The 24701-nt window shown below is 38.6% G+C and carries 26 protein-coding genes; 8 read left to right on the forward strand and 18 right to left on the reverse strand.

Annotated elements, in window-relative coordinates:
- Positions 1–500: 500 nt before the first annotated feature.
- From pheT to CD122_RS09490, 5 genes are all read right to left on the reverse strand, one after another.
- Positions 501–2906, reverse strand: coding sequence for a phenylalanine--tRNA ligase subunit beta (gene pheT / locus CD122_RS09465; RefSeq protein WP_103358735.1), 2406 nt, complete (start codon positions 2904–2906; stop codon positions 501–503).
- Complete coding sequence (gene pheS / locus CD122_RS09470; RefSeq protein ID WP_103358736.1) at positions 2900–3964, reverse strand: phenylalanine--tRNA ligase subunit alpha; 1065 nt, start codon at positions 3962–3964, stop codon at positions 2900–2902. The genes pheT and pheS overlap by 7 nt, the downstream gene beginning before the upstream one ends.
- Positions 3965–4321: 357 nt before the next feature.
- On the reverse strand, positions 4322–5068 hold the full coding sequence (locus CD122_RS09475; RefSeq protein ID WP_103358737.1) for a TrmH family RNA methyltransferase: 747 nt from the start codon (positions 5066–5068) through the stop codon (positions 4322–4324).
- 275 nt (positions 5069–5343) lie between these two features.
- Complete coding sequence (gene rpmF / locus CD122_RS09480) at positions 5344–5517, reverse strand: 50S ribosomal protein L32 (protein WP_044359826.1); 174 nt, start codon at positions 5515–5517, stop codon at positions 5344–5346.
- Between the two features lie 60 nt (positions 5518–5577).
- Positions 5578–6108, reverse strand: coding sequence for a YceD family protein (locus CD122_RS09490; protein ID WP_103358738.1), 531 nt, complete (start codon positions 6106–6108; stop codon positions 5578–5580).
- A gap of 126 nt (positions 6109–6234) precedes the next feature.
- Between CD122_RS09490 and CD122_RS09495 the strand changes: the two genes are divergently transcribed.
- Positions 6235–7371 carry a nucleotidyltransferase gene (locus tag CD122_RS09495; RefSeq protein WP_103358739.1) on the forward strand — a complete coding sequence of 379 codons (1137 nt, stop codon included), beginning with the start codon at positions 6235–6237 and terminating at the stop codon, positions 7369–7371.
- A 42-nt stretch (positions 7372–7413) separates the two neighbouring features.
- On the opposite strand, the gene coaD is transcribed toward CD122_RS09495, so the two are convergent.
- Together coaD and rsmD are read right to left on the reverse strand one after the other, a co-directional pair.
- On the reverse strand, positions 7414–7911 hold the full coding sequence (gene coaD, locus CD122_RS09500) for a pantetheine-phosphate adenylyltransferase (RefSeq protein WP_103358740.1): 498 nt from the start codon (positions 7909–7911) through the stop codon (positions 7414–7416).
- Entirely contained in the window at positions 7904–8455 is a 552-nt protein-coding gene (gene rsmD / locus CD122_RS09505) for a 16S rRNA (guanine(966)-N(2))-methyltransferase RsmD (RefSeq protein ID WP_103358741.1), read from the reverse strand. Before rsmD ends, coaD begins: the two co-directional genes overlap by 8 nt.
- A gap of 60 nt (positions 8456–8515) precedes the next feature.
- On the opposite strand from rsmD, the gene CD122_RS09510 reads away from it, so the two are divergent.
- Positions 8516–8905, forward strand: coding sequence for a DUF7147 family protein (locus CD122_RS09510; protein ID WP_103358742.1), 390 nt, complete (start codon positions 8516–8518; stop codon positions 8903–8905).
- Here CD122_RS09510 and CD122_RS09515 read toward each other — a convergent pair whose 3' ends face one another.
- Entirely contained in the window at positions 8906–9160 is a 255-nt protein-coding gene (locus tag CD122_RS09515; protein ID WP_103358756.1) for a DUF2129 domain-containing protein, read from the reverse strand. It abuts the gene before it with no gap.
- A gap of 98 nt (positions 9161–9258) precedes the next feature.
- Here CD122_RS09515 and CD122_RS09520 point away from each other — a divergent pair, with 98 nt between their 5' ends.
- Positions 9259–10188 carry a glycerophosphodiester phosphodiesterase family protein gene (locus CD122_RS09520; RefSeq protein WP_103358743.1) on the forward strand — a complete coding sequence of 310 codons (930 nt, stop codon included), beginning with the start codon at positions 9259–9261 and terminating at the stop codon, positions 10186–10188.
- Positions 10189–10233: 45 nt separating this feature from the next.
- Here CD122_RS09520 and CD122_RS09525 read toward each other — a convergent pair whose 3' ends face one another.
- The 6 genes from CD122_RS09525 to lacA form a co-directional block, all read right to left on the reverse strand.
- Complete coding sequence (locus CD122_RS09525; protein WP_103358757.1) at positions 10234–10668, reverse strand: YlbF/YmcA family competence regulator; 435 nt, start codon at positions 10666–10668, stop codon at positions 10234–10236.
- Positions 10661–11737: a CAP domain-containing protein gene (locus CD122_RS09530; RefSeq protein ID WP_103358744.1), complete on the reverse strand. Its 1077-nt coding sequence runs from the start codon at positions 11735–11737 to the stop codon at positions 10661–10663. Before CD122_RS09530 ends, CD122_RS09525 begins: the two co-directional genes overlap by 8 nt.
- A gap of 186 nt (positions 11738–11923) precedes the next feature.
- Positions 11924–12898 (reverse strand): tagatose-bisphosphate aldolase, encoded by a 975-nt coding sequence (gene lacD, locus CD122_RS09535; protein WP_103358745.1) that lies wholly within the window; start codon positions 12896–12898, stop codon positions 11924–11926.
- Between the two features lie 16 nt (positions 12899–12914).
- Positions 12915–13841 carry a tagatose-6-phosphate kinase gene (lacC, locus tag CD122_RS09540; RefSeq protein WP_103358746.1) on the reverse strand — a complete coding sequence of 309 codons (927 nt, stop codon included), beginning with the start codon at positions 13839–13841 and terminating at the stop codon, positions 12915–12917.
- Positions 13842–13853: 12 nt separating this feature from the next.
- A complete protein-coding gene (gene lacB / locus CD122_RS09545; protein ID WP_103358747.1) occupies positions 13854–14369 on the reverse strand; it encodes a galactose-6-phosphate isomerase subunit LacB in 516 nt (171 codons plus the stop codon).
- Between the two features lie 20 nt (positions 14370–14389).
- On the reverse strand, positions 14390–14818 hold the full coding sequence (gene lacA, locus CD122_RS09550) for a galactose-6-phosphate isomerase subunit LacA (RefSeq protein WP_103358748.1): 429 nt from the start codon (positions 14816–14818) through the stop codon (positions 14390–14392).
- Positions 14819–15067: 249 nt separating this feature from the next.
- Here lacA and CD122_RS09555 point away from each other — a divergent pair, with 249 nt between their 5' ends.
- From CD122_RS09555 to CD122_RS09565, 4 genes are read left to right on the forward strand one after another with little or no spacing between them, the layout of a single operon-like run.
- On the forward strand, positions 15068–15559 hold the full coding sequence (locus CD122_RS09555) for a PTS sugar transporter subunit IIA (protein WP_103358749.1): 492 nt from the start codon (positions 15068–15070) through the stop codon (positions 15557–15559).
- Between the two features lie 42 nt (positions 15560–15601).
- A complete protein-coding gene (locus CD122_RS09560; protein ID WP_103358750.1) occupies positions 15602–15904 on the forward strand; it encodes a PTS sugar transporter subunit IIB in 303 nt (100 codons plus the stop codon).
- Between the two features lie 46 nt (positions 15905–15950).
- Positions 15951–16091 carry a hypothetical protein gene (locus CD122_RS12355; protein WP_240624154.1) on the forward strand — a complete coding sequence of 47 codons (141 nt, stop codon included), beginning with the start codon at positions 15951–15953 and terminating at the stop codon, positions 16089–16091.
- A 2-nt stretch (positions 16092–16093) separates the two neighbouring features.
- Positions 16094–17350: a PTS transporter subunit IIC gene (locus CD122_RS09565; RefSeq protein ID WP_240624155.1), complete on the forward strand. Its 1257-nt coding sequence runs from the start codon at positions 16094–16096 to the stop codon at positions 17348–17350.
- A 160-nt stretch (positions 17351–17510) separates the two neighbouring features.
- On the opposite strand, the gene CD122_RS09570 is transcribed toward CD122_RS09565, so the two are convergent.
- The 3 genes from CD122_RS09570 to cyoE all read right to left on the reverse strand — a co-directional run bounded on the left by CD122_RS09570 (position 17511) and on the right by cyoE (position 19840).
- The gene (locus CD122_RS09570) at positions 17511–18263 is read right to left on the reverse strand and encodes a DeoR/GlpR family DNA-binding transcription regulator (protein ID WP_103358751.1); all 753 of its coding nucleotides are present in this window, start codon (positions 18261–18263) and stop codon (positions 17511–17513) included.
- Positions 18264–18441: 178 nt separating this feature from the next.
- Positions 18442–18903 (reverse strand): DUF420 domain-containing protein, encoded by a 462-nt coding sequence (locus CD122_RS09575; protein WP_103358752.1) that lies wholly within the window; start codon positions 18901–18903, stop codon positions 18442–18444.
- Between the two features lie 25 nt (positions 18904–18928).
- Entirely contained in the window at positions 18929–19840 is a 912-nt protein-coding gene (gene cyoE / locus CD122_RS09580; protein WP_103358753.1) for a heme o synthase, read from the reverse strand.
- Positions 19841–20088: 248 nt separating this feature from the next.
- On the opposite strand from cyoE, the gene CD122_RS09585 reads away from it, so the two are divergent.
- Entirely contained in the window at positions 20089–20997 is a 909-nt protein-coding gene (locus tag CD122_RS09585; RefSeq protein WP_103358754.1) for a COX15/CtaA family protein, read from the forward strand.
- Positions 20998–21039: 42 nt separating this feature from the next.
- Here the strand turns inward: CD122_RS09585 and CD122_RS09590 are convergent, their stop codons facing one another.
- Positions 21040–24492 (reverse strand): pyruvate carboxylase, encoded by a 3453-nt coding sequence (locus tag CD122_RS09590; protein WP_103358755.1) that lies wholly within the window; start codon positions 24490–24492, stop codon positions 21040–21042.
- Positions 24493–24701 lie beyond the last annotated feature (209 nt).

Consider the following 24701-nt stretch of genomic DNA (forward strand, 5'->3'; position numbering starts at 1 on the left):
CACTTCATTTCTTCTTATTAGAACAATCGACTCCAAATCATGTAGATATTTTTCTTTATTAGAACGTAGGAAACATAATCACAAACTAAACATAATTATGATAGAATAGTAAGCGAGCAAGTTGGATAGATGGTGGCTAATCTCAATTAAAGGGGTGATGCCTATTATGATTATAGTTGTAACACCCAGAAAGGAACTGCAGCATGACGGATTACGAAATGCTAATGATTGTACTAACGGTCATTGGTCTAGTAGTAATGTCGCTAAACAGTCATAAAAAATAACCATCTAACACATACTTTGACAAGTAATTTAGATGGTTTAATATAGTCTAAATGAAAGTCACCGTCTGTTTAACGGGCTTTGAGGGACATGCGCCAACATGTCTCTCTTTTTTTATAATATAACACACTTATGCTCCCTATTCAATATTAAAAATGCCCGTTCAACAATCGCCTAACCAAGCGTTTATCGAACGGGCTTTCATATATTATACTATCCTACCCACGTAATGTTGCACCTTGTGCTTCAAGTGCTGATAAGATGTTGTTGTGTACTTCTGTAACTTGTTCTTCTGTTAATGTTTGTTCTGTGTCTAAATATGCAAGGCGGATGGCTACTGATTTTTTGCCTGGTTCCATATGTTCGCCTTCATACACGTCAAATACAGTTGCATCTTGTAGAAGTTTACCACCATGCTCGTGAATTGTTCCGACTAACGTTGCTGCTTGTACTTCTGAATCTACTACGAGTGCAATATCACGTGTGACACCAGGGAAACGTGGAATTGGTTGGTAGTTGATGTAACCAACGGCTTGTTGCATTAAGTTGTCATAGTTTAATTCAAAGACGTATGTGCGACCTAAGTCATATTCTTTCGCAACGCTTGGATGTAGTTCCCCAATGAAACCAATGCATTCACCATTCAATAGGACATGAGCCGTACGACCAGGATGTAAACCATCAACAGTGCCTGCTTCATAATCAAACGTCAATGCTAATTTATCAGCGACACGGTCTACAATACCTTTTACAAGATAGAAATCAACGTCTTCTTTCTTACCTTGCCAAGCATTTGCTACGTATTCGCCTGTCATAATACCACTTAAATATTCGACTTCATCTGGCATTGCGCTATCTGCTTTACCAAAGAATACATTACCAATTTCGTATAACGCAATATCATTATTTTTACGTGCCACATTGTATTGTGTTGCGTCAATTAAATATGGGATTAAGCTTTGGCGTAATGTCGCATAGCTTTCACTCATTGGCATTAATAATGAGATTGTGTCACGTTGTTCTGTTGTAAATGCTGTTGCACGTGCTTTATCAACAAGTGAATACGTGATAGCTTGTGATAAACCTGCACCTTCTAATGTTGAACGCACGATACGTGTTTTACTTTGACGATCTGTCAATGCACCACTTGTCACTTCTTCAAATACTGGTAATGATGATGGAATGTTGTCATAACCATAAATACGCGCCACTTCTTCAATTAAATCTGCCTCAATTGTAATGTCACGACGACGTGAAGGTACACATACAGTTAATGTCGTACCGTTTTCGCGTGTTTCAAAGCCTAACTGTTCAAAAATAGCTACGATGTCTGCTTGTGATAGGTCAAAACCAATTGTACGGTTGATACGATCTACTGTAATATCAATTTCTGTAACGAATTGACCTAAGTCACCGCTTGCGACACGTCCTGCAAGTGTTTCACCAGAGGCAAGTGCTTCTAATAAATAACATGCGCGGTCTACTGCTTCGTCTACAAATTCTGTCGCAATGCCTTTTTCAAAACGACTTGACGCTTCACTACGCAAGTTCAAACGACGTGAAGTGTGGCGAATTGATGCTGAATCAAAGATCGCCCCTTCAATCACAACGTTTTGTGTGCGCTCTGTTACTTCTGAAAAGTCTCCGCCCATTACACCGGCTAATGCGATTGGAGCTTCGCCATTTGTAATCACGATGTCAGATGCTAATAACGTACGTTCTTGATCATCAAGTGTCGTCATTTTTTCATCTGCTTGTGCTTGTCGTACATGAATTTCTTTTGAACCGATTTGGTCTTGGTCAAACATATGCAACGGTTGACCATATTCTAATAAGATGTAGTTTGAAATATCTACCACGTTATTAATTGGGCGAATGCCAGCTTTCATTAATCGTGCTTGCATCCATTCTGGTGATGGTGCAATTTTAACGTTTTGAACGACACGTGCACTGTAATAAGGCACTTTATCTTCATTTTCAACTGTCACTTTCAACACATCACTTGCTTGTGCCGCTTGTTCCGTTGGTGTTGCTGTTGGACGTTGGACTGGTAAGTTGTATAAAGCACCTACTTCATATGCTGTACCAATCATACTTAATGCATCTGCACGGTTTGGCGTTAAGTCAAATGACATTAATTGATCTTCTAAATATAACGCTTGTAATGCATTTGTACCTGGTTCTACAGCAGTCGCAAAGTTATAAATACCCGCTTCATAGGCTTTTGGTACCACGTTACTTGATAAGCCGATTTCTTGTAGCGAACAAATCATACCTTCTGAAACTTGACCACGTAATTTGGCGCGCTTGATTTTAATACCACCTGGCAAACGACCACCTACTTTGGCAACGATGACTGTTTGTCCTTGACCTACGTTTGGTGCACCACACACAATTTGTACAGGCGCTTCTTCACCAATGTTTACTTGACAAATATTTAATTTATCTGCATCGGGATGTTTCTCAATGCTTTCAACATAACCGACCACTAGGTTTTTAATGCCTTCAGTTAAATCAATAACCTCATCCACTTCAATCCCAGTACGCGTAATTTTTTCTGCGAGCGCATCGATTGGCGCATCAATAGCAACATAATCTTGTAACCATTCTTTAGAAATTAACATGTTGTTTCACCTCGATCTTCTACACCTTTAAATTGATTTAAGAATCTAATGTCGTTTGTATAGAAATGACGAATATCTTCAATACCGTATTTCAACATAGCGATACGGTCAGGTCCCATACCGAATGCAAAACCTGAATATTTCTTAGAATCGAAACCTGCCATTTCTAAAACATTAGGATGCACCATACCGGCACCTAAAATTTCGATCCAACCCGTTTGTTTGCAGACGTTACAACCTTTCCCTTTACATTTGAAACATGATACGTCAACTTCAACTGATGGTTCTGTAAATGGGAAGTAACTTGGACGTAAACGGATTTCGCGATCTGCACCGAATAGTGACTTCGCTAATAATTCAAGCGTTCCTTTTAAGTCGCTCATTTTGATATTTTCATCAACAACAAGTCCTTCAATTTGTGTGAATTGGTGACTATGTGTCGCATCATCTGAGTCACGACGATATACTTTACCTGGACAGATGATTTTCACTGGACCTTTACCATTGCGTTGTTCCATTGTTCTCGCTTGAACAGGAGAGGTATGTGTACGCATTAAAATATCTTCCGTGATGTAGAAGCTGTCTTGCATATCACGTGCTGGATGTGACTTCGGTAAGTTTAATGCTTCAAAGTTGTAGTAGTCTTGTTCTACTTCATACCCTGTCACGATTTCGTATCCAAGACCTAAGAATAAGTCTTCAATTTCTTCAATCGTTCTTGTTAATGGGTGTTTCGCCCCATTTGTTACTTTACGACCTGGTAACGTTACATCGATTGATTCTTGTGCCAATTGTGCATTTAACGCTTCTTCTGTTAATGTCACTTGACGTGTTTCAATTGCTGCTTCAATCGCTTGACGCACTTCATTCACTTGTTGACCATACGCTGGTTTTTCTTCTTTTGGTAAGTCTTTCATATGTTTCATTAAACCAGTCACAAGCCCTTTTTTACCTAAGTACTGCACTTTAACTGCTTGTAACGCTTGTGCATCTTGCGCCTGTTCAATGGCTTCTAATGCATCTTGTTTGATTGTTGTCATTTCATCTGTTTGCACCATTACAATGCCTCCTTATTTCCATTCATCACATGTTGCGTATGATAACCGTCATATCGTTCACTGTATCACGAAACAAAAAAGACTCCGCCCCTCAAATATGGGACGAAGCCTTGCCGTGGTACCACCCAGTTTTATGCACAAAAATACATACACTCTGACGATATGTTGATAACGGATCATAACACCCGACTTAAATCTCTTTAAGTAGCCAAAAAGGTGAACAAAACTATGTAAGCCGAGGACGACTCTCAGTCATAATCATCCTTCCCTGCACAAGCTCCAATAATAGTTTACGCCTTTTTATCAGCACATGTTTAATTAGTAATAAATCTATTATATACATCTCAAATATACGGGTCAACCTTTTAAATGAAACATCAAAATCCCTGCCGCAATCGCAACATTTAAACTTTCGGCACGTCCATAGATTGGAATTGTGACATTTTGTGTTGTTGCGTTTAACAATTCATCCGACATACCTTGTCCTTCATTGCCTAGCACAAGCGCAAATGTCTCTTGTTTAGATGGGACATCATGATACGATACCGCATTTTCTAACGCTGTACCATAAACAGGACCTGCAAAGTTTTGGACGTACTCTACCACATTGTCAACTTCAATCGTTGGTATGTGAAAGACACTACCTTGACTCGCACGTAACACTTTTTCTTGATACACATCCGCAGTCCCTTTTGCTAATACGACCAAATCCAAACCTGCTGCATCTGCCGTACGCATTAATGTGCCTAGATTTCCAGGATCTTGTATGCGATCTAGAATCAGGACTTGTTGTGCATTTTCGGATGTCACCGTTGCCTTTTGAATTACCGCAAAAACCCCTTGTGGCGTGACTGTTCCTGATAACGCTTCTGCTACCTTTTGATTAATCACAAAACATTCTTGCGCGGCTGTTTGTAGCTTTTCCGGCACGCGTGATGGCTCAATCATAAAAAGTTGTTCGACAACAATGCCGCTATCAACCGCTTCTTCAATTAAATGAAAGCCTTCAATAATCGCACGGTGCTGCTTATCACGTTCTTTTTTCTTTTTGAGCTTATTATAATTTTTAACCTTTACATTTTGGATAGATGTAATTTCTTCCATAACTAACCTCTTTTATTCAGTATTCAATACAAGGTTGGGACAAAAGCGCTTTGGATTTGAGCAGAACCGAACGATGAGCAAAATTGTTTTTATTTTGTCGAAATCGTGACAGTTCTGTTGAAAATCCTGCTTTTGGGACACCGTTAATCGATTTCCCAGTACACAAATTGATTGTGTCCCAGACCTAAAGCAAAAGACCCAAAGTCACCATGCGAGCATGTATGCTTTGAGTCTTTGACATAAAACAGCTATTCAAATATCGAAAAGTGTTCTTATTATTTAGAAACGACTTCTTCGCCTTTGTAAGAACCGCAGCTTGGGCATACGCGGTGAGCTAATTTTAATTCACCACAGCTTGGGCATTCTTGCATACCTGGTACTGCTAATTTGAAGTGTGTACGACGTTTGTTTTTTCTTGTTTTAGAAGTTCTTCTTTTTGGTACTGCCATGATTAATCCTCCCTTTTATTCGATTCCTTATGACGCATTGCAACTAAAGCTTAGTGTGCGTTAATCATTCTCATCGTATAATTGTTGTAATTTTTGAAGCCTCGGATCGACTTGCACATTTGATTCATCCTGAGATGGGTCATTATCCAAATCATCTTCGTCAATAACTTCCCAACCTCGGCCACCAGTTAACATCTCGTCGCTATCTTCAGCTACGACACGCATTGGTTTTTCAAGCATGACAATCTCTTCCGCAACACTGCGCAAATCAATCATGCCATCTGTAACAAGATGATAATGTTCATCGTCCTCATCTTCGTACAAACCATCTAAATCAAACACTTCTGTTGTTGTTGTATCGAATGGCACTTCTACCGGAACAAGTGTCCGAGCACATGGCATCGTGTATGAACCACGCAAGCGCATATCGGCTACAACTTCAGTTGATTTAACGTTCAGAACACCGTCAACATGTACTTCTGACAAGTTGATAATATCTAACTGACGCGCCAAATCATCAAATTCAACGGTTTGATCAAATTTAAAAGGTTGTCCTTGGTATTTTCTCAATTGTGTTATTGACCATTTCATATGGCTTCACCTCTAACAAGCACAAAATTTATTTTAACTTTTGCTAGGCAAGTTGTCAAGATTTTTTCTTAACATGTTAAGTTTTGGTACAATACTCATAATGATACATGAAAGGACAGAATGCAAATGAAAAGTGTCGCCTTGATTACGGAATATAATCCTTTTCACAACGGCCATCTTTACCATGCTCAAACTGCCAAAAAATTAACGCAAGCAGACGTGTCGATTGCGATTATGAGCGGTAACTTTGTAATGCGTGGTATGCCTGCGATGTTCAATAAATTTCAACGTGCACGGATGGCCCTTGCTGGTGTCGATTTAGTGGTTGAACTGCCACTGATTGGTGCACTCTCTGCCAGTGATTACTTTGCAAGAATGGGCGTTCGCCTTGCCGACTACCTGGCTGCCGATGCGTTATGTTTCGGGAGTGAATCTGGTGACATTGACGCATTGCAACAAATTGCCACTCAATTGTTAACTTTAGAAGATACACCGTCCTTCCAACGAGCGATTAAGCAAGGGAAATCGTATGCACGTATTGTCTCTGAACATCTGGATGACAGTGTATTACGTGAGCCGAACAATATTTTGGGCATTGCTTACTTGAAACAACTGCAGGCGTTAAACAGTAACATCACACCATACACGATTCAAAGGCATGAGACGCATCACCATGAGCAACAGATGAATCATACATCGCTCGCAAGTGGTTCTGCGATTCGCCAAGCATTGGTTGATGGAAATCCAGCTTGGCAACAAATGGTTCCGAAAGCTAATAGGCCTCTGTTTGATCAGCCATTCAATGATCAAGCTCGCTTATTTGATTCTCTGCGTCTCACTGTATTCCAACAAGATGCAGCGGCACTCCGAGAAATCTATACGATGACTGAAGGCTTTGAACACCGCTTGATTAAAGTCATGCAAACAGCAACATCCTATGACGACTTAATGCAAAAGTTAAAAACGAAGCGCTATACGTATACACATATTCAAAGATTGCTGATGAACGTCTTACTCAACATTAAGTATCAAGACGTTACAGACGATATTCAAGTAGCACGTGTACTCGCTATGAACTCCCAAGGACAAGCCTATTTGAAGTGGTTAAAACAAGTTGCGCCAGAGCGTCAAATGATTACGAACGTCAATCAAAATAATGCAGCGTTTATTCAAAATGAAATTAAAGCCACTCGCATTTATAATGTGTTAACGCAACAATCGCAAAATGATTTTAATACGCCTGTTTATATTCAGTCCAAATAGTAACAGTGAAGTGATGACCGCAACCATCGCTCCACTGTTCTTTTATTCATTATTTGATTGATTAAACTTTGCCAATAATGCTTTCTCAACATGTTTTGGTACAAATTCTGAAATATCCGCATCGTATTGTGCAACTTCTTTCACGACACTTGAACTAATAAATGAGTATTCTGTTGAACTCATCATGTAGAGCGTTTCGACGCGACTGTTTAACTTTTTGTTCATTGACGTAAGGCGTAACTCATATTCAAAGTCACTGACCGCACGCAAACCACGAATAATCGTTGTCGCACCTATTTTGTCACAAAAATCAACGAGTAACCCGCCAAAAGAATGGACGTGTACGTTTGGTAGATGTGCCACAGATTCTTTAATCATCGCAATGCGTTCTTCTACGGTAAACGTCCCACTTTTTTTCATATTTCTAAGTACACAGACGTGTAATTCATCAAATCGATCTGAACTTCTTTCAATAATGTCGATATGGCCATTTGTAATGGGGTCAAAACTCCCAGGGATGACCGCTTTTGTCTTAACCATGACTGTCCTCTTTTCGTAAAATACAAGTATCAGTAAGGCCATAGTGATAGCGTTTCACTTCTTCAAAAGGTGCCGTTTTAATGACTTCACGATGGCTAAACTCACACACGATGATACCATTGTTTTTTAATAAATCAAATGTATGAATTTGTTCGAGCGCTTTATCTATAAGCCCTTTATCATATGGCGGATCCAAGAAAATAATGTCGAATTGTATTTCACGTTTACTCAAAGCTTTAAGCGCACGGTCTGCATTGTTGCGATAAACTTCAGATTGCGCTTCTAAATCCAACTTTTGCAGGTTGTTACGAATGACTTTGACCGCCTTAATATTTTGATCGACAAATATTACTTTATCCATGCCTCGAGATAAGGCTTCGATACCAAGACTACCACTTCCAGCGAACAAATCTAAGCCAAGTCCTTCAATGTGGTGTAAGCTGTTAAAAATACCTTCTTTTACTTTATCCATCGTAGGACGTGTGTTACGCCCTTCTAATGTTTCTAAAGCTTTACTCTTATGCTTGCCTGCGATGACACGCATCCTCTGACACTTCCAATCTTATTTTATTTTTACTATACTTTATGGTAAGGAGGTAGCACTATGCAACAATCTTTTATCGTACTTGGCAACGGATTAACAGACTTATATGAATTTAAAGCTTTAATCGATTACAATCACGAACGTATAGATCGCATTGTATTCTTTCACACGCCAAAGTCTCAAAAGCAACGTTCATCCGTCGCAATCATTATGCAGCCGACACCGAATCGGAAGTTCCAAGCCATCTATATGATGCTTGATGCAATGAACTATCCATATCCAGACGGCAATAAAAAATATACAATGATTCAATCTTTTGCCACACCGTATCAAATCGAAATGGTTGGCATTGATGTGCATGCACCTGATGACTATCCAGAGTTAGACTTATACTTTAACTATTTGAAAAGTGTACTTAGGCTGCAACGCTGGATACCCCCACTCGAATAGTTAATGAGACAACTCGTGCTTTTCCTTGTCATAAACTTTTTTTAGATATTTATAGGGTGAGCCACTAATTTCCGTGACATATTTCAACTTGCTTAATTTATCTACAACGTCATCGACACGGTCTGCATTGACATACATATACACGTATTTGAACTGTTTGTTACTGTAGACAATATGACCGTATTTGCGAATATGTCGCTCGTGTTTCATATTTTTTAAGTAAATAATCAATTTTTCTCGTTGTACGATTTCCAATTTTTTCACCTCGCACTCTATCTCTTATCGTACCACGATTTGAAGTATTGAGAAAAGCCGTAATATCGTTTTACTATAGATTTTAAGGAGTCGATTTTATGACAAAGACACGCCGTATACTTACAGGTTCAATTATTGGTATCGCGAGTTTAATGAGCGGTGCCATCTATATGACGAATAAAACGAAAGCGCTACAGAAGCGTGACATCAAACCATTCTTCCAACATGATGCACCGTACGTCTTTAGTCATCGTGGTGGGATGCAAGAACGTCCTGAATCAACAGCGCTCGCTTTTGATTACTCATCTTCAATGGGCTTGACTGGTTTTGAAACAGATATTCGCTTGACTAAAGATGAACAAGTGATTGTATTTCATGATGCAACGGTAGATCGCACGACAAATGGTTCAGGTTATGTGGCTGATCACACGCTATCAGAACTTCAAGCGTTGGACGCAGGTTATCGTTTTACAGATATTAATGGTAATAAACCGTATCAGAATCACCCAAAGGCTAAAATTATGACGATGGATACATTGCTACAAAATTATCCGGATCAATTGGTTAATATTGATATTAAAGATCATCCAGATAGCTATGAAGGACATATTGCACCAGCACGTCTGTATGAAGTAATTAAACGTAACCATGCAGAATCACGTGTTCTTGTAACAAGCTTCTATAAAGAACAAATCGCACGTTTTAATGCACTCAATCATCATGGTGAGATTGCGATCGGTGCGAGTCAAGCCGAAGTAACAGAGGGCATTTTAAAGTGTTATAGTGGTCTCGGACCTTTATATCGTGGCACAGCGGATACTTTCCAAATGCCAACCGTTCATAAAGGGCTTGTTCTCACACAACGTAAATTGGTTGCATGGCTGAACAAACAAAATATTGCACCGGGCTTTTATGGGGTTAACAATGTTGATCAAATGGTAGACCTAGCCAATATGGGTGTCCATACACTCGTCACTGACCGTCCAAAAGTCGGTAAGCAGTTTTTAAGTTTTTATCGTAACAAATAATAAATAAAAAGGAGCCGCCCGACTTGGACTGCTCCTTTTTGTATTTTAGGCGTGACATTGACAACCGCCACCTGAACCACAACCACATCCAGATTGGTTGAACAGCGGCGTACCCGCATCGACCTTTACATGTTCAGATACACTTGAGGCAAGTATCGTCACCACTTCATCTAACAACAACTGTAATGCGTGTTCACATTGCTTGAATTGAACGACCGTGTCATGCGTATCGTATACACGTTTCTGACGGCGTGTCTCCAACATCACTTCTTGATAATCGGGATGATAACGACCGAAACGCATCACTTCATCATACTGCGCCTTTCCCTTCATAAACGCTTGATAATAGCGTTGTGCCAGTTCATCATTATCGAGATTTCTTTTTGCTACGAGATAATTTTGATACACATCTGACTGTTGAATCATTTCTGCTAAGACGTCTGTTTCATCTAATACATTGACAAATGCTTCATCAAACATCATCGTGCTCATCTCCTCGCTCTAAAAAGATTAATATAAAGTAATTTTCATCAATTTTACCGCCCATTTCATCGTATTTGCCACTTAACAAGCGCGAACGGTGCGTATCAGAATTCATCCAACTGTTTACAAGCGTTGGAATATCACTAAAGTTATACGCCACGTTTTGCGTAATAGATTGATATGTTAATGGCGTTTGATTGATTAAATCGACTAAGTTGTTTTCTGTGAATTCTGCGGATGCGCCGTCCACAGATTGGAATAAATGTACTGTCGCCACATTTTCCAGCGTTGAATTAATCGCTAACGGCTCACGTTGATGTAAGCGACGCATCTCATTCGTCACTTCATATAACGTTAATACTTGGTTCGCATTTTGATCTGGATTTTGCATAACTTCTTGTGTTTCTTTTTTCAAATCCTGTGTTTCATCTCCATTAGACGAATAGGGATGAATTGCTACCAGTGCTTCTTTATCAAGATATCGTATACCGGTAATCTTATTGCTTTGCTGGTCAATAAATACTTGTGCAAAAAGATTATCAAATTGAATCAATGCTTGTGTTTTAACATCTTTATCCGACAATTCAAAGTGATAGTGTTTGCCTCCCACTTCAAACTCAGGCTCTGTAATTAAAGAATAGTTATCATACAAATTAGAGGCATCGTCGCCTATCGTAAATGGTCCAACTTCTTCACGTTTCGGTTGTCCTGTAACATACGTTGATTTGACCACGTTATCCTTGGCTGTTACTAAAATATATGCAGACTGTCGATGAAAGACATACGTTTGATAATCTTCAAGATAATGATACACACGATCTGCCTGACCGTACTTCTTTGTCACCTGCGTCATTGGCTCGCCTACTAATGTACCAATCCCCTCTTTTAACTTAGGGCTTTCCGCTTCCGTTGACTGTACAGGTTGTTTTGCTTTTTCATATTGCCGTTCCGCCTGCTTGTTTGGGTTTTCCAACACATCAAACTCAAGGCGCGGGGCATAGAATAAGTATACTAGAAAGCCGATTAGTAATAAGACGCCTAATATTTTAATCAATAATCGTTTCATAGCACACTCCCTTTGACATAAATATCCATTTATATCTTATTGTATCGTACTTTCTCGACAAAAATAAACGGACGCGCTCATTTTTTAGAAAATAGGTAATAAATAACAATATATCGTCACATAATAATAGCCGACAAAAATGAAAAATTATATTTTCACTTCTGCCGACTATAGCCGTGGCAATTATTAAAATTCAACTGGTGTTGCAGTCTCTTGCAATACGCGATTCAATGTTTCGATATTTTGACGCCCTTGTTCATTCATCCATGTGATTGCAGCTTCTTTACCTTCAGCCACATACTTTTCAACACCTTCAGCCCATGTTGCTCGACCACACAACACACCATTAAAGGTTGATTCTGATTCTTTCGCAAAACGTAATGTTTCTTGGAATAACGATGCCTTCACACCAGCACTTAGGAAGATAAATGGTAAATTTGTAGCGTTAGATTGTTCTTTAAAATACTGTGCCGCCTCTTCCTTCGTATAAACAGATTCTTCAGTCGCATATCCTTCAACATAGTTCATATTCACTGGTACTTCCACTTTCAAGACATCGACACCATATCGTGGGTCAGAAAATTCTTTCATCATTGTATTGACTTTATGCGGTTTTTTAATCGCATATTCTTTCGATGTTGCATCAGAAATATTGGCATCATATGACACTAACTCTAAAAAGAAAGGTAGATCTTCTGCATCACATTCTGAACCGATACGTTCAACAAATGCTTGTTTTTGTTCATTTATCGAATTAGGCTCATCCACATCATAATAAAGTAAAAACTTACAAGCATCGGCACCCGCTTCTTTCAGACGTTTAACAGACCAAACTGATAACAAATCCGGTAAACGTCCAGGCGTTGATGCGTCATAACCTGTTTTTTCATATGCTAAAAGTAAACCTGCATTGTCTGTTCGTACATCAGCTGCTGGCAAACCATATTCTGGATCTAATAAAATAGATGATGCATACTTCGTTAACTCCGACGATACAACTTCTTTAAATTCAACAATTTCTGTATCAGTCGCCTCAGTTCCTTTTGTTTTAGCAATCATTTTCTTTAACGCACCACGTTGGTCAATTGCCAAAGCACCTATAATCCCATTATCATTGCACAATTGTTTAAGATATTTTGTTTTTTGTTCACTTTTCTTCATCGTACTACGACTCCTTTTATACTTTTTCAACTTTAATTTGGTCATATAAAGTTTGATAATTCGCCATTTGCACGTAGCCAGTTGTTGCCTCCTGTGCGTTTAACATTCCTAGCACATTGCCTTGTTTTAATACAGCTTCGTCAGATTCTCCCCGCTCTAATGCAGCGGTCATACCGGCTACCGTAGCATCGCCTGAGCCTACAGGATTCACGACATTAATTTTTGGAATTGTTACACGATAAAAAGTGTTATTATGTTTGGCAAATGCACCTTCTGCACCAAGTGAAACAACGAGCCATTCAATCCCTTCAAATAATGTAGATGACAACGCTGCTTTTAAATCTGCTGTTTGTGTAGATACTTTACGACCTAATAACTCTGATAATTCTGTAATATTTGGTTTGATTAAGCATGGTTTTATATCGTGCTGTAACACTTGTTTCAATACTTCTCCGGCACAATCCAACACCACAGGCTTTCCTCGACAAACCGCTAGCATTTGACAATAAAAATCTGTCGGTAATCCTTTTGGTAAACTACCAGAAAACGACAATATATCTGCTTTATCCGCTAATTTTTCTAAATGTGACAAGAAAGTTGTTGCTTCACTTTCTTCAATAACAGGACCACTTTCTAAAATTTCAGTTTGTACGCCATCGTGTAGTATTGCTATGCAGTTACGCGTTTCACCACAAATTGGCATAAAGTCATGGTGAATGCCCGCCTTTGTTAAATCGTCTTTAATAGCTTCACCGAGCACACCACCAATTAAGCCACTTGCTATCACGTTTGAACCAAGCTGATGCAAAATCCTTGTGACATTCAAACCTTTTCCGCCCGCAGTTTTTTGTACATCTGTAACACGATTAACCGTGTCACTTTGTAACATTGTCATTGAATATGCAATATCAATGGAAGGATTCATTGTAATTGTCAAAATCATCTTGTCACCCACTTAGTCGTGATACTCACCGCGGTCCCATTTTTCAATAAATTCATCAAAGAAATGTGGATCCGCTTGGTTTTCACTTGCTGTTTCAACATGTGAAATTTTGGCAATCAATTTTTTATTTTCTTCGGTCTCCTGATATTCAGCTTTAATAAAGGCTTCAATAATGTCGCAAATTAAAAATTCGCCAGTTATACGCGCACCGAACCCTATCACATTCGCATTCAATTGTTCCTTAGCATATATTGCAGAAGTCATATCACGGACTAATGCACTTCGTATACCTGGCACCTTATTCACCGCATTATTAATACCAACGCCCGTTCCGCATAGACAAACACCTAAGTCTGCTTCACCAGTTGTCACTGCTTCACCGACTTTTTTTCCAAATATCGGATAATGTGTACGCGTAAAATCGTATGTACCAACATCTATCACTTCATAACCTTTTGCTTTTAAAAAATCAGATACTGCCATTTTTGTATCGGTAACAATATGGTCACAACCAATTGCGATCTTCATTTCACTCATCCTTTCTATTTTTAAGCCATTTTATTTAACATATCGACACGAATTTGGTGACGTCCGCCATCATAGTCTGCTGCTAAAAATTCCTTAACAATATTCAGTGCTAATTCCTGTCCAACAATTTTTGATCCCAACGTAATCAAACGTGCATTATTGTGTTCTCGTGTCATATATGCAGAGCGTTCGTCCGAAACCTCTGCCGCAATTACACCTTTTATTTTTGTGGCAGTGATAAAACTACCGACACCATAACCATCAATTGCGATACCCATACTTTCATCGTTTTGTTTGAGTTCATTGACGATTGCCAACGTTGATTCAACAAAATCTTCTGAAGGACTTTCACTTTTGTCTATCACCTCATAACCATTAGCAATGAGCTGTTCTTTAATAACGTCTTTTAACTGCATGCCATCAAGATCCGATCCAATTACAACGCGCATGATTCATTCCTCCTATTTTTTAATAATTAAACACGTCGTAGCCTTGCTATTTTTCTAATTGTGTCTTTGTTTCACTTTTTGACGCATTTAACCTTGTTACACACACATAATAAATCATAAACAAACATTTATCAACATATTATGTTTGTTTACTTTTGTTTTTGTGTTGACACACATTTTGAAAGCGGTTATTCTAAAAGTGTAATATACTAATTAAACATATTTAAACTCAGGGAGGAGCTGTTCTGTTTGAATCATTTATTTTTTGAGGATACCGTATACGTTTCCGACAAACAGACACAGGCGGAAGTTTTTGAAGAAGTCTACACTGATTTAGTAGAAAAGAAACTCGTCACGAAAGACTTTTTAACAAACCTTTTGGAACGCGAAGCACATTATCCAACAGGCTTAGATCTTTCTCCTGTTTCTAATGCGTTGCCAAACATTGCGATTCCACACACTGAAAGTACTTTTGTTAAAGCAACACGTATTATTCCAATCAAGTTAAAACGTGAGCTAACGTTTCATAACATGATTTCACCAGAATCAACAATTTCTGTATCATTTTTGTTCATGATTTTAAATGAAAATGGTGAAGCACAGGCTGGTATGTTAGCTCAGATTATGGATTTTATTAATTCAGTCGATAATGATGCATTAAGTGCCTTTTTCAATTTAGAAGACACATCTGCTATTTATCAATTTTTAGAACAACATTTTCATACGGGAGATTCTGTTTAAAAGACAGATGACATATTATCTTTACTAAGGAGAGGAATTATTATGATCAAAATTTTAGCTGCTTGTGGGGCTGGCGTGAATTCGAGCCATCAAATCAAAAGTGCATTGGAAACAGAATTAGCAAATCGTGGGTATCAAGTTACTTGTGACGCAGTAATGATCAAAGATGTCAACGAAGAATTATTATCACACTATGATATTTTTGCACAGATTGCGAATACAGATTTAGGATTTGATGTAAAAATTCCTGTAGTTGATGCAGGCGCGATTCTATACCGTATTCCTTCAATGGCAGAGCCTGTTTATCAAAATATGGAGGACGCTATAAAGTCATTGAATAAATAATTCTCAACCTTTCAATAACTTTTGGCGTTAAAAAAGGGGCGAAAAAATGAATACAATTATTGATATTGCCAATACCTTATTTAACCCGCTTATCAATTTAGGTGCAGCACCATTAATGACAATTGTGCTCACACTTATCGCATTATTTTTTAAAGTTAAACCTGCACGCGCATTAGAAGGTGGATAAAATTGGGGATTGCACTGACAGGTATCGGTGCAATTATCGGGATTTTAACAACAGCTTTTTCAGAGGCAATGACAGCATTTGTTGAAAGAACAGGTATTTCATTAAACATTACAGATGTAGGTTGGGCACCATTAGCAACAATTACTTGGGGGTCGCCTTACACACTTTATTTCCTATTAGTCATGGTCATATTAAATATCGTCATGCTAACATTAAAGAAAACAAATACTTTAGATGTCGATATCTTTAACATTTGGCATTTAGCTATCGTTGGGTTGTTTGCAATTTTCTGTGGTGCCAACTTATTTACAGCAACATTGTTAGTGATTTTTATTGGTGTGTTGAAAATTTGGAATTCTGACTTGATGAAACCTACGTTTAACGATTTGTTGAATGCACCTGCGAACAATCCAATGACAACAACACATATGAACTATTTGATGAATCCAATCATTATGTTTTTTGATAAAATATTCGATAAAGTATTCCCATGGTTGGATAAATATGATTTTGATGCAGCAAAACTTAACAGTAAAATTGGCTTTTGGGGTTCAAAATTTGCAATTGGTATTTACTTAGGGGTTTTTGTAGGATTACTTGCTGGTCAATCACCAACTAAAATCTTTACTTTAGCTTTTACAGCAGCAGTGTGTTTAGAGCTATTCTCTCTAATTGGCTCATGGTTTATTGCTGCTGTTGAACCACTGTCACAAGGGATTACTGATTTTGCAAACAAACGACTTAAAGGCCGTGTTATTAACATCGGATTAGACTGGCCATTCATTGCTGGCCGTGCTGAAATTTGGGCAGCTGCCAATGTATTAGCACCTATTATGTTACTAGAAGCCATCTTTTTACCAGGAAACAAAATCTTACCACTTGGCGGTATTATCGCTATGGGTGTTACACCCGCTTTATTAGTAGTGACACGCGGAAAATTAATTCGCATGATAGTTATTGGTGCCATTGAATTACCATTATTCTTATGGTCAGGTACTTTGATTGCACCATTTGTTACGCAAACAGCTAAATCTGTTGGTGCCTTCCCTTCAGGTTTAAGTGAGTCTGTGATGATTTCTCATACAACCATGGAAGGTCCTATTGAAAAGTTCCTTGGCTATCTTGTGGGACAAATGTCTGAAGGTCAAGTTACATTCATATTATATACTGCACTTGCATTGATTGCGTACCTACTTATTTTTGTCTGGTATGCCTATGAAATGAAAAAACGTAACGCAGAATACGCTAAAACCGAATAATTATTGTTTTAGGGAGTGGGACAGGAATCTCATTTATCAAAAAAAGATTCCGTTGTCCCACTCCGGCTGTGTGAAAAAAGCTTGTAAAAGCATATTTTCACGCCAGTCAGCTACTGCCAACATAAAGAAACAAGGCTCAGAATTGTCCGAGTCTTGTTTTTTATACAATATATTTTTCTTCCGTTTCAATTTTTTCATAGTGTTTTTGATTTTCTTCATCCGTAATCACAGCTGTCACATTTTGCAAATTATAAAACACAGAGAAATCCTTCTTACCTACTTTTGAATGATCAATCAATAAATATCTTTCTACTGAGTTATCCAACGCCAATTTCTGCGTCTGTCCTTCTTCAAATGTTGATGTCATCACCTTTTGCTCACTGAGGGCATTACAGCTAAAAAACGCTTTATGAAAATTCATATCTTTCAGTGCAATATTAGTAATTTCACCAACAAAACATTGTGTTGGTTCACGCAATTCGCCACCAAGTAAATAAATCGTATTATTCGCACTATGTTTATTTAATTCTTGAAAAACAGGCAAGCAATTCGTCACAATACGTAAATCATTGCCATTAATCACTTTTGCAAGAAGTTCCAGTGTCGTACCCGGTCCGAGAAAAATTGTATCGCCATCATTGATAAGCTGATTTGCTTTTTCTACAATTTTTTGTTTTTCTTCCTTATACATAATTTGTTTTTCATTGTGGGAAAGTTCAACTTGACGATATAAATCTTTTAATCTGGCACCACCGTGGACGCGTTCCAACAATCCTTGCTTTTCTAACTCATCCAAATCACGACGAACTGTCATATCAGATACGGATAACTTTTCCATGATTTTGCTCACTTTAACTGTACCGCTTCTTTCTAACAAAGACATGATTGCCTGGAATCGATCTGTTTTTAACATATTCTCGCCTCTTTCTTCTCACGTAGCATATCCTGTATTCAAGTTTAGCGTATCAAATTATACAACAATATTCTAGCACGAGTTGTTAATAATTCGATTTCTGCTTTCTAATTTATCAATACGCCAGCTAAATAAAAAACTGACCAACACGTCTAAATGTTAGTCAGTTCATTTCGTATTATAAACCAAATGTTGCTTTGATTAGTGATGTTGTTTCGCCACCAGGATATAGTACGTATAACAAGACGTATACGGCTACACCTGTAATTGCTGTAAAGAACCAGATGATTGATGCTACCGGTCCTGTTTTACGGTGAACATTGTATTTGTCTTTGAGACCTGTGAAAATCTGAATCAAGCCAAATACAGCACCGATTGTTGCAAGTGTAATATGGAAAAACAAGAAAATCGTATAATAAATGCGTACAGAATCTGGGCCACCGAATGCCGTATTACCGATAAAAATCGTACGGCTTGCGTAGATTGCAAAGAACGTTACGGCAAAAATCGCTGCCCATAACATGACTTTCTTATGTTGCTCAACTTGACGTTTCCAGATTAGACGCCAACCAATTGCTACGAGAATCGCACTGATTACAATGCATGTCGTGCTAATGGTAGGTAAAATAGGTAAGCTCATATTCTCATCCTCACTCAATTATCATTTAAATCATTTTAATCAATGAAATTACAACGACCAATGCAAAGAATACAACGAGATAATTCAAGGAATAGATAAACATTTTCGTTGCCCATTTCGTTTGGTCAGTTGATGCTTTGAAACTTGTTAAACCTAACCCAATCCATCCAAGATTAAGTAAAGTAGCTAACACAATAAATATTGTACCGAGTTCATGCATCACAAATGGTAATGGTAATAAGACGATTAACCATAAAAACATACCAATACGTGTTCTATTGAAACCTTTAACTGATGGTAACATAGGTACATTTGCTAGGCTGTATTCATCACTACGCTTAATCGCTAAGGCATAGAAATGAATCGGTTGCCATGCGAATACGACTGCGAACAATGCAAGTGCCATCACGCTCAAGTGACCTTCTATCGCTACCCAGCCAATGAGTGGTGGTACTGCGCCAGGAAAACTTCCAACGACTGTGTTCCATGTCGTATGGCGTTTAGACCATATTGAATAGAATGATACATACCCAATAATACCAGCTAAACCAATGACGCCAGCTGGGACGTTAATCATAAATAAGAGCAATTCACCTAATACCATCATGCCAAGACTAAGCATAACGAGATGTCGGTCAGAAATGCGGTCATTAACTGTTGGTCGATTTTGTTTGCTCGGCATCAACGCATCAATATCTTGGTCATAATAGTTGTTAATTGCACACGAACCACCCATGACAAGTGTCGAACCAATCATCATCACGATAAGTTCTGGAATGGACGCTAAAAATGAATGATGTGTCATGACAATCGCAAGCCATGCACCAGCAAACGCAGGAATTAAGTTTCCTTGCACGAGTCCCAACTTAACAACTTGTTTGAGCTCTTTGTATGAAATACGTCCAGTAGTTTCGGGAACTACCTCTGATTTCGACATTGATTTACCCCCCTTTTTTGTCATATATACCAATGATATATGAAACTGTTACGATTGACTAGCTTTATTCTGAAATTTTTGTGACACTTTAACGACATTCAAAAAACGTTGCGATTTGTTACACATTAGTAGAATGCTTTTTGCTATAATGTAAAAGAACAAAATATACTGAGCGACAATCCATTTTTTACTGGCAACAGGTTTTACATCGCTCCGTAAAATTAAATAGCATATCGAGGTGTTTAGCATTGTTTAAAAAGCGCAACCTTAAGTGGTTATCTGTACTCGCGACACTCATGATGATTTGGGTGCAACTCGGTGGCGCGCTTGTTACGAAAACAGGTTCTGAAGATGGTTGTGGTTCTGACTGGCCACTCTGTCATGGCGCATTACTGCCTCAAAATCTTCCTATTGAAACAATTATCGAATTAAGTCATAGAGCTGTATCTGGCTTATCACTGATTATTGTGTCATGGCTTGTTATCACAGCGTGGAAAAATATTGGTCACATTCGAGAAGTGAAGCCACTTTGTAAAATTAGCGTCGGATTTTTATTAATTCAAGCTTTAGTAGGTGCTGCTGCAGTTATGTGGCAACAAAATGATTATGTCTTAGCGTTACACTTTGGTATATCATTGATTAGCTTTGCCTCTGTATTCGTTCTTACACTCATTATTTTTGACCTTGATCAGAAATATGAAGCGAACATCGTACATATCGAAAAGCCATTACAAATCTATACATGGATTATGACTGGTATTGTATATGTAACAATTTATACAGGTGCACTTGTACGACACACAGAATCAAGTCTAGCTTATGGTGCTTGGCCGTTGCCATTTGGCGATTTAGTACCACATGGCGTACACGACTGGGTTCAATTAGCACACCGTATTATGGCAACACTCGCATTTATTATTATCATGGTGACATATATTCATGCGGTAAAACATTACCCAAATATCCGAACAATTCATTACGGTTATACAGCAAGTTTCATTTTGATCATTTTACAAGTCACTACAGGTGCTTTATCAATCATTACTGAAGTGAACTTGATTATCGCGTTACTACACGCATTGTTTATCACAATACTTTTCGGTTTGATCAGTTACTTCATTTTATTGATTTTACGTTCAAATCGTGGCGAACAATAATTGAAAAAACGCTTGTCATCCCAATCGATGACAAGCGTTTTTTTATGCGTCTTCACGTTCTATTTCAATTAATAAGTCCCCTGTTTCAATACCATCATTATTCTGTACATGAATGGCTTTAACTGTGCCTTTAAATGGGGCTTGAACCGTTGTTTCCATTTTCATCGCTTCTGTGATAATCAAGGATTGTCCCGCTTCAACCGTCTCATTCTCCGCTACCTTCACATCAATGACTGTTCCTGGCATTTGTGCCCCAATATGACTTGGGTTCCCTTTGTCCGCTTTTGGCTTAGCCATATGTGTCGCTTGAATATTTTCATCTTTAACTTGAATACGACGTGCTTGTCCGTTCATTTCAAAGAATACCGTACGCATACCGTTTTTATCAGGTTGCGTAATCGTTTGTAACGTAATGACAAGGACTTTCCCTTTATCAATCTCAATCTTAATCGTTTCGTTATCGCGCATACCAAAGAAGAAGGTTGGCGTATCTAATAGTGATACATCACCAAAGCTTTCGAACGTTTGCATGTATTGTTCATACACTTTAGGATATAGCGCATAACTGATAACGTCTTGTTCTGTGACTTCGCGTTGTTGCTTCTCTTGTAATTCTGCTTTTAATGCGTCAAAGTCAACAGGTTCTAGATATTCACCTGGACGTTCTGTCAATGCTGTTTGACCTTTAAGAATGACCGCTTGTAGTTCTTTATTAAAGCCATTAACTGGTTGTCCAATTTCGCCTTTAAAGAACGATACAACTGAGTCTGGGAAGTCGAGCTTATGCCCTTCTGATAGAACTTGTTGTTCATCCAAGTCGTTTTGAACCATGTAAAGTGCCATGTCGCCTACAACTTTAGAAGATGGTGTTACTTTTACAATATCACCGAACAATAAGTTAACGCGACGATACATATCTTTGACTTCTCCAAAACGTTCACCCAAGCCTAGACTTTTTGCTTGTTGACGTAAGTTTGAATATTGGCCGCCCGGCATCTCATGTTGGTAAATTTCTGTATGTGGTGACTTCATATCACTTTCAAAGTCACTGTAATATGGACGAATCGCATCCCAATAGTGAGATAAACGTTCGTGTCCATCAATATCCATACGAATGTCACGTGAGAATCCGCTCATCGCATAGTACAGTGAGTTACTGCTTGGTTGACTCGTTAAGCCTGACATTGCTGCAACGGCTGTATCAATAACGTCGACGCCGGCATTGATTGCTTGGTTGTATGTCAAAATACCATTACCACTCGTATCATGCGTATGCAGATGAATTGGTAAATCCACGGCTGCTTTCAATTCGCCGATTAATTCATAAGCTGCACGCGGTTTTAATAAGCCTGCCATATCTTTAATCGCTAGCATATGGAAGCCTTCACGCTCAAGGGTTTTAGCTAAGTTGACATAGTAATCTAACGTATACACATTTGAACGCGTCGTATCTAAGATGTCACCCGTATAACAGATTGTCCCTTCCGAAATTTTGCCTGCACGTTGAACTGCTTCGTTGGCAACTTTCATTTGTTCTACCCAGTTGAGTGAGTCGAATATTCTAAACACATCGACACCCGCTTCAGCACTTTCTTTAACAAACTTCTGAATAACGTTGTCAGGATAGTTTTTGTAACCGACTGCATTCGACGCACGCAATAGCATTTGGAATAGCACATTCGGAATGGCTTTTCTTAATAATTTCAAACGATCCCAAGGGTTTTCTTTCAAGAAGTTGTACGCCACATCAAACGTCGCCCCACCCCATAATTCGAGTGAGAAGTTATCTTGCATGACACGTGCCGTTTCAGGGGCAATTTGTAATAAATCATGCGTACGCACACGTGTCGCTAATAATGATTGGTGTGCATCTCGGAATGTTGTATCCGTAATCAGCACTTCATCTTGCGCTTTCACCCACTTCGCTACAGCCTCTGGACCTTGCGCGTCTAACATTTGTTTCGTACCACTTAACTGCGCAATATCACTTTGTTTAACAGTTGGAATAGCTGCAGGTTCAAAATGTGGCTTCGTGCGTTTTTCAACACTTGGGAAGCCGTTTATTGTTACGTTACCGATATATTCGAGTGTTTTCGTACCACGGTCTCGTGATGGTTGAATGACAAATAATTCAGGTGCTTGTTCTAAAAACTTCGTCGTGTAATCGCCTGATGCAAATTGATCGTGTTGAATCACATTGTATAAGAATGGAATATTCGTTTTGACGCCACGAATACGCATTTCTTGCAGTGAACGTGCCATTTTTTCACGTGCTTCTTTGTAGTTAATGGCATGTGTTGAAATTTTAACTAAAAGTGAATCGTAATAAGGCGAAATTTCAGCACCTTGGAATGCATCCCCTGCATCAAGACGTACACCAAAACCACCACTTGAACGGTAGGCTACAATACGGCCTGTATCCGGCATAAAGTCTTGTGTTGGATCTTCTGTTGTAATACGACATTGAATCGCATAACCCATCGTTTGAATATCTGCTTGCTGTGGTAAGGCAATTAAGTCGCCATGTAGTGATTCCCCGTCTGCGATTAATAATTGCGTTTTAACAATATCTACGCCTGTAATCATTTCAGTAATCGTATGTTCTACTTGGATACGTGGGTTGACTTCAATGAAATAGTAGTCATCTCCAGATACAAGAAATTCCACTGTTCCGGCATTCACATATTTAATTTGTTGCATAAGGTCTACAGCTGCACGACAAATCTCTTCACGCATCGCTTTAGATAAACTCACTGATGGTGCAACTTCAACGACTTTTTGATGGCGTCGTTGGACTGAACAATCACGTTCATACAGATGAATAATGTTTCCTGCTGTATCGCCAATCACCTGTACTTCAATATGCTTTGGTTCATCAATGAATTTTTCTATGTAGACTTCACTGCTACCAAATGATTTTTCCGCTTCAGACTTGGCACGTGTAAAGGCTTCTGCTAGCTCAGACGCTTCACGCACGATACGCATCCCTTTACCGCCGCCGCCACTTGTTGCCTTAATCATTAATGGATAACCTGCTGTGTCCGCGAAGGCTTCTGCTTCTGTCAAATCAGCCACTGGCCCATCCGTACCTGGAATCACCGGTAAGTTTGCGCGAATTGCTGTGGCACGTGCTTTTACCTTATCACCAAACATATCAAGATGCTCGAGTTCAGGTCCGACAAAAATGATGCCTTCTTCTGCACAGCGTTTCGCAAATTGCATATTTTCACTTAAAAAGCCATACCCCGGATGAATCGCATCGGCGCCTGCCTCTTTTGCAATTTGAATAATACGTTCAATGTTCAAATATGATTCGGCAGGTCCTAAATCTTCGCCGAGTAAGTATGCTTCATCCGCTTTGTAGCGATGTAATGCACGCATATCCTCTTTAGAATAAATTGCGACCGTTGAAATGCCTAACTCTGTCGCCGCTCGAAAAATACGAATCGCAATTTCGCCACGGTTAGCGACTAAAATCTTGTTGATACGTTTCATTGTATCTGCCCCCTATTTGATGAGTGATTTGAAGTGATTAAGGCAACCTGCTTCACACCATCACTTCTTATGTTTTATGACTTCTTGATAAGGTATTATTAATGTTATGATAATTTTTAGTTATCTTTCTTAATAATATTAGTTAATCAATAACCTTATTTTAAAACGCATTGCTTTAATTGTCAAAATTTTATATATATAAGCATTCT

It is taken from the genome of Staphylococcus rostri (genome assembly GCF_002902145.1).
GTDB lineage: Bacteria > Bacillota > Bacilli > Staphylococcales > Staphylococcaceae > Staphylococcus > Staphylococcus rostri.

Coding starts and splice junctions, on each gene's coding strand:
- cyoE (WP_103358753.1), bottom strand. CDS start 19,840: ATGTCGAAATCAGAGGTAGTTCCCGAAACTACTGGACGTATTTCATAC.
- lacB (WP_103358747.1), bottom strand. CDS start 14,369: ATGAAGATCGCAATTGGTTGTGACCATATTGTTACCGATACAAAAATG.
- CD122_RS09475 (WP_103358737.1), bottom strand. CDS start 5,068: ATGGAAGAAATTACATCTATCCAAAATGTAAAGGTTAAAAATTATAAT.
- CD122_RS09530 (WP_103358744.1), bottom strand. CDS start 11,737: ATGAAACGATTATTGATTAAAATATTAGGCGTCTTATTACTAATCGGC.
- rsmD (WP_103358741.1), bottom strand. CDS start 8,455: ATGCGTGTCATCGCAGGCAAGCATAAGAGTAAAGCTTTAGAAACATTA.
- CD122_RS09490 (WP_103358738.1), bottom strand. CDS start 6,108: ATGAAATGGTCAATAACACAATTGAGAAAATACCAAGGACAACCTTTT.
- pheS (WP_103358736.1), bottom strand. CDS start 3,964: ATGGTGCAAACAGATGAAATGACAACAATCAAACAAGATGCATTAGAA.
- CD122_RS09575 (WP_103358752.1), bottom strand. CDS start 18,903: ATGAGCTTACCTATTTTACCTACCATTAGCACGACATGCATTGTAATC.
- CD122_RS09495 (WP_103358739.1), top strand. CDS start 6,235: ATGAAAAGTGTCGCCTTGATTACGGAATATAATCCTTTTCACAACGGC.
- rpmF (WP_044359826.1), bottom strand. CDS start 5,517: ATGGCAGTACCAAAAAGAAGAACTTCTAAAACAAGAAAAAACAAACGT.
- lacC (WP_103358746.1), bottom strand. CDS start 13,841: ATGATTTTGACAATTACAATGAATCCTTCCATTGATATTGCATATTCA.
- CD122_RS09590 (WP_103358755.1), bottom strand. CDS start 24,492: ATGAAACGTATCAACAAGATTTTAGTCGCTAACCGTGGCGAAATTGCG.
- lacA (WP_103358748.1), bottom strand. CDS start 14,818: ATGCGCGTTGTAATTGGATCGGATCTTGATGGCATGCAGTTAAAAGAC.
- CD122_RS09560 (WP_103358750.1), top strand. CDS start 15,602: ATGATCAAAATTTTAGCTGCTTGTGGGGCTGGCGTGAATTCGAGCCAT.
- CD122_RS12355 (WP_240624154.1), top strand. CDS start 15,951: ATGAATACAATTATTGATATTGCCAATACCTTATTTAACCCGCTTATC.
- CD122_RS09525 (WP_103358757.1), bottom strand. CDS start 10,668: ATGTTTGATGAAGCATTTGTCAATGTATTAGATGAAACAGACGTCTTA.
- CD122_RS09570 (WP_103358751.1), bottom strand. CDS start 18,263: ATGTTAAAAACAGATCGATTCCAGGCAATCATGTCTTTGTTAGAAAGA.
- CD122_RS09510 (WP_103358742.1), top strand. CDS start 8,516: ATGCAACAATCTTTTATCGTACTTGGCAACGGATTAACAGACTTATAT.
- pheT (WP_103358735.1), bottom strand. CDS start 2,906: ATGTTAATTTCTAAAGAATGGTTACAAGATTATGTTGCTATTGATGCG.
- coaD (WP_103358740.1), bottom strand. CDS start 7,911: ATGGTTAAGACAAAAGCGGTCATCCCTGGGAGTTTTGACCCCATTACA.
- CD122_RS09520 (WP_103358743.1), top strand. CDS start 9,259: ATGACAAAGACACGCCGTATACTTACAGGTTCAATTATTGGTATCGCG.
- lacD (WP_103358745.1), bottom strand. CDS start 12,898: ATGAAGAAAAGTGAACAAAAAACAAAATATCTTAAACAATTGTGCAAT.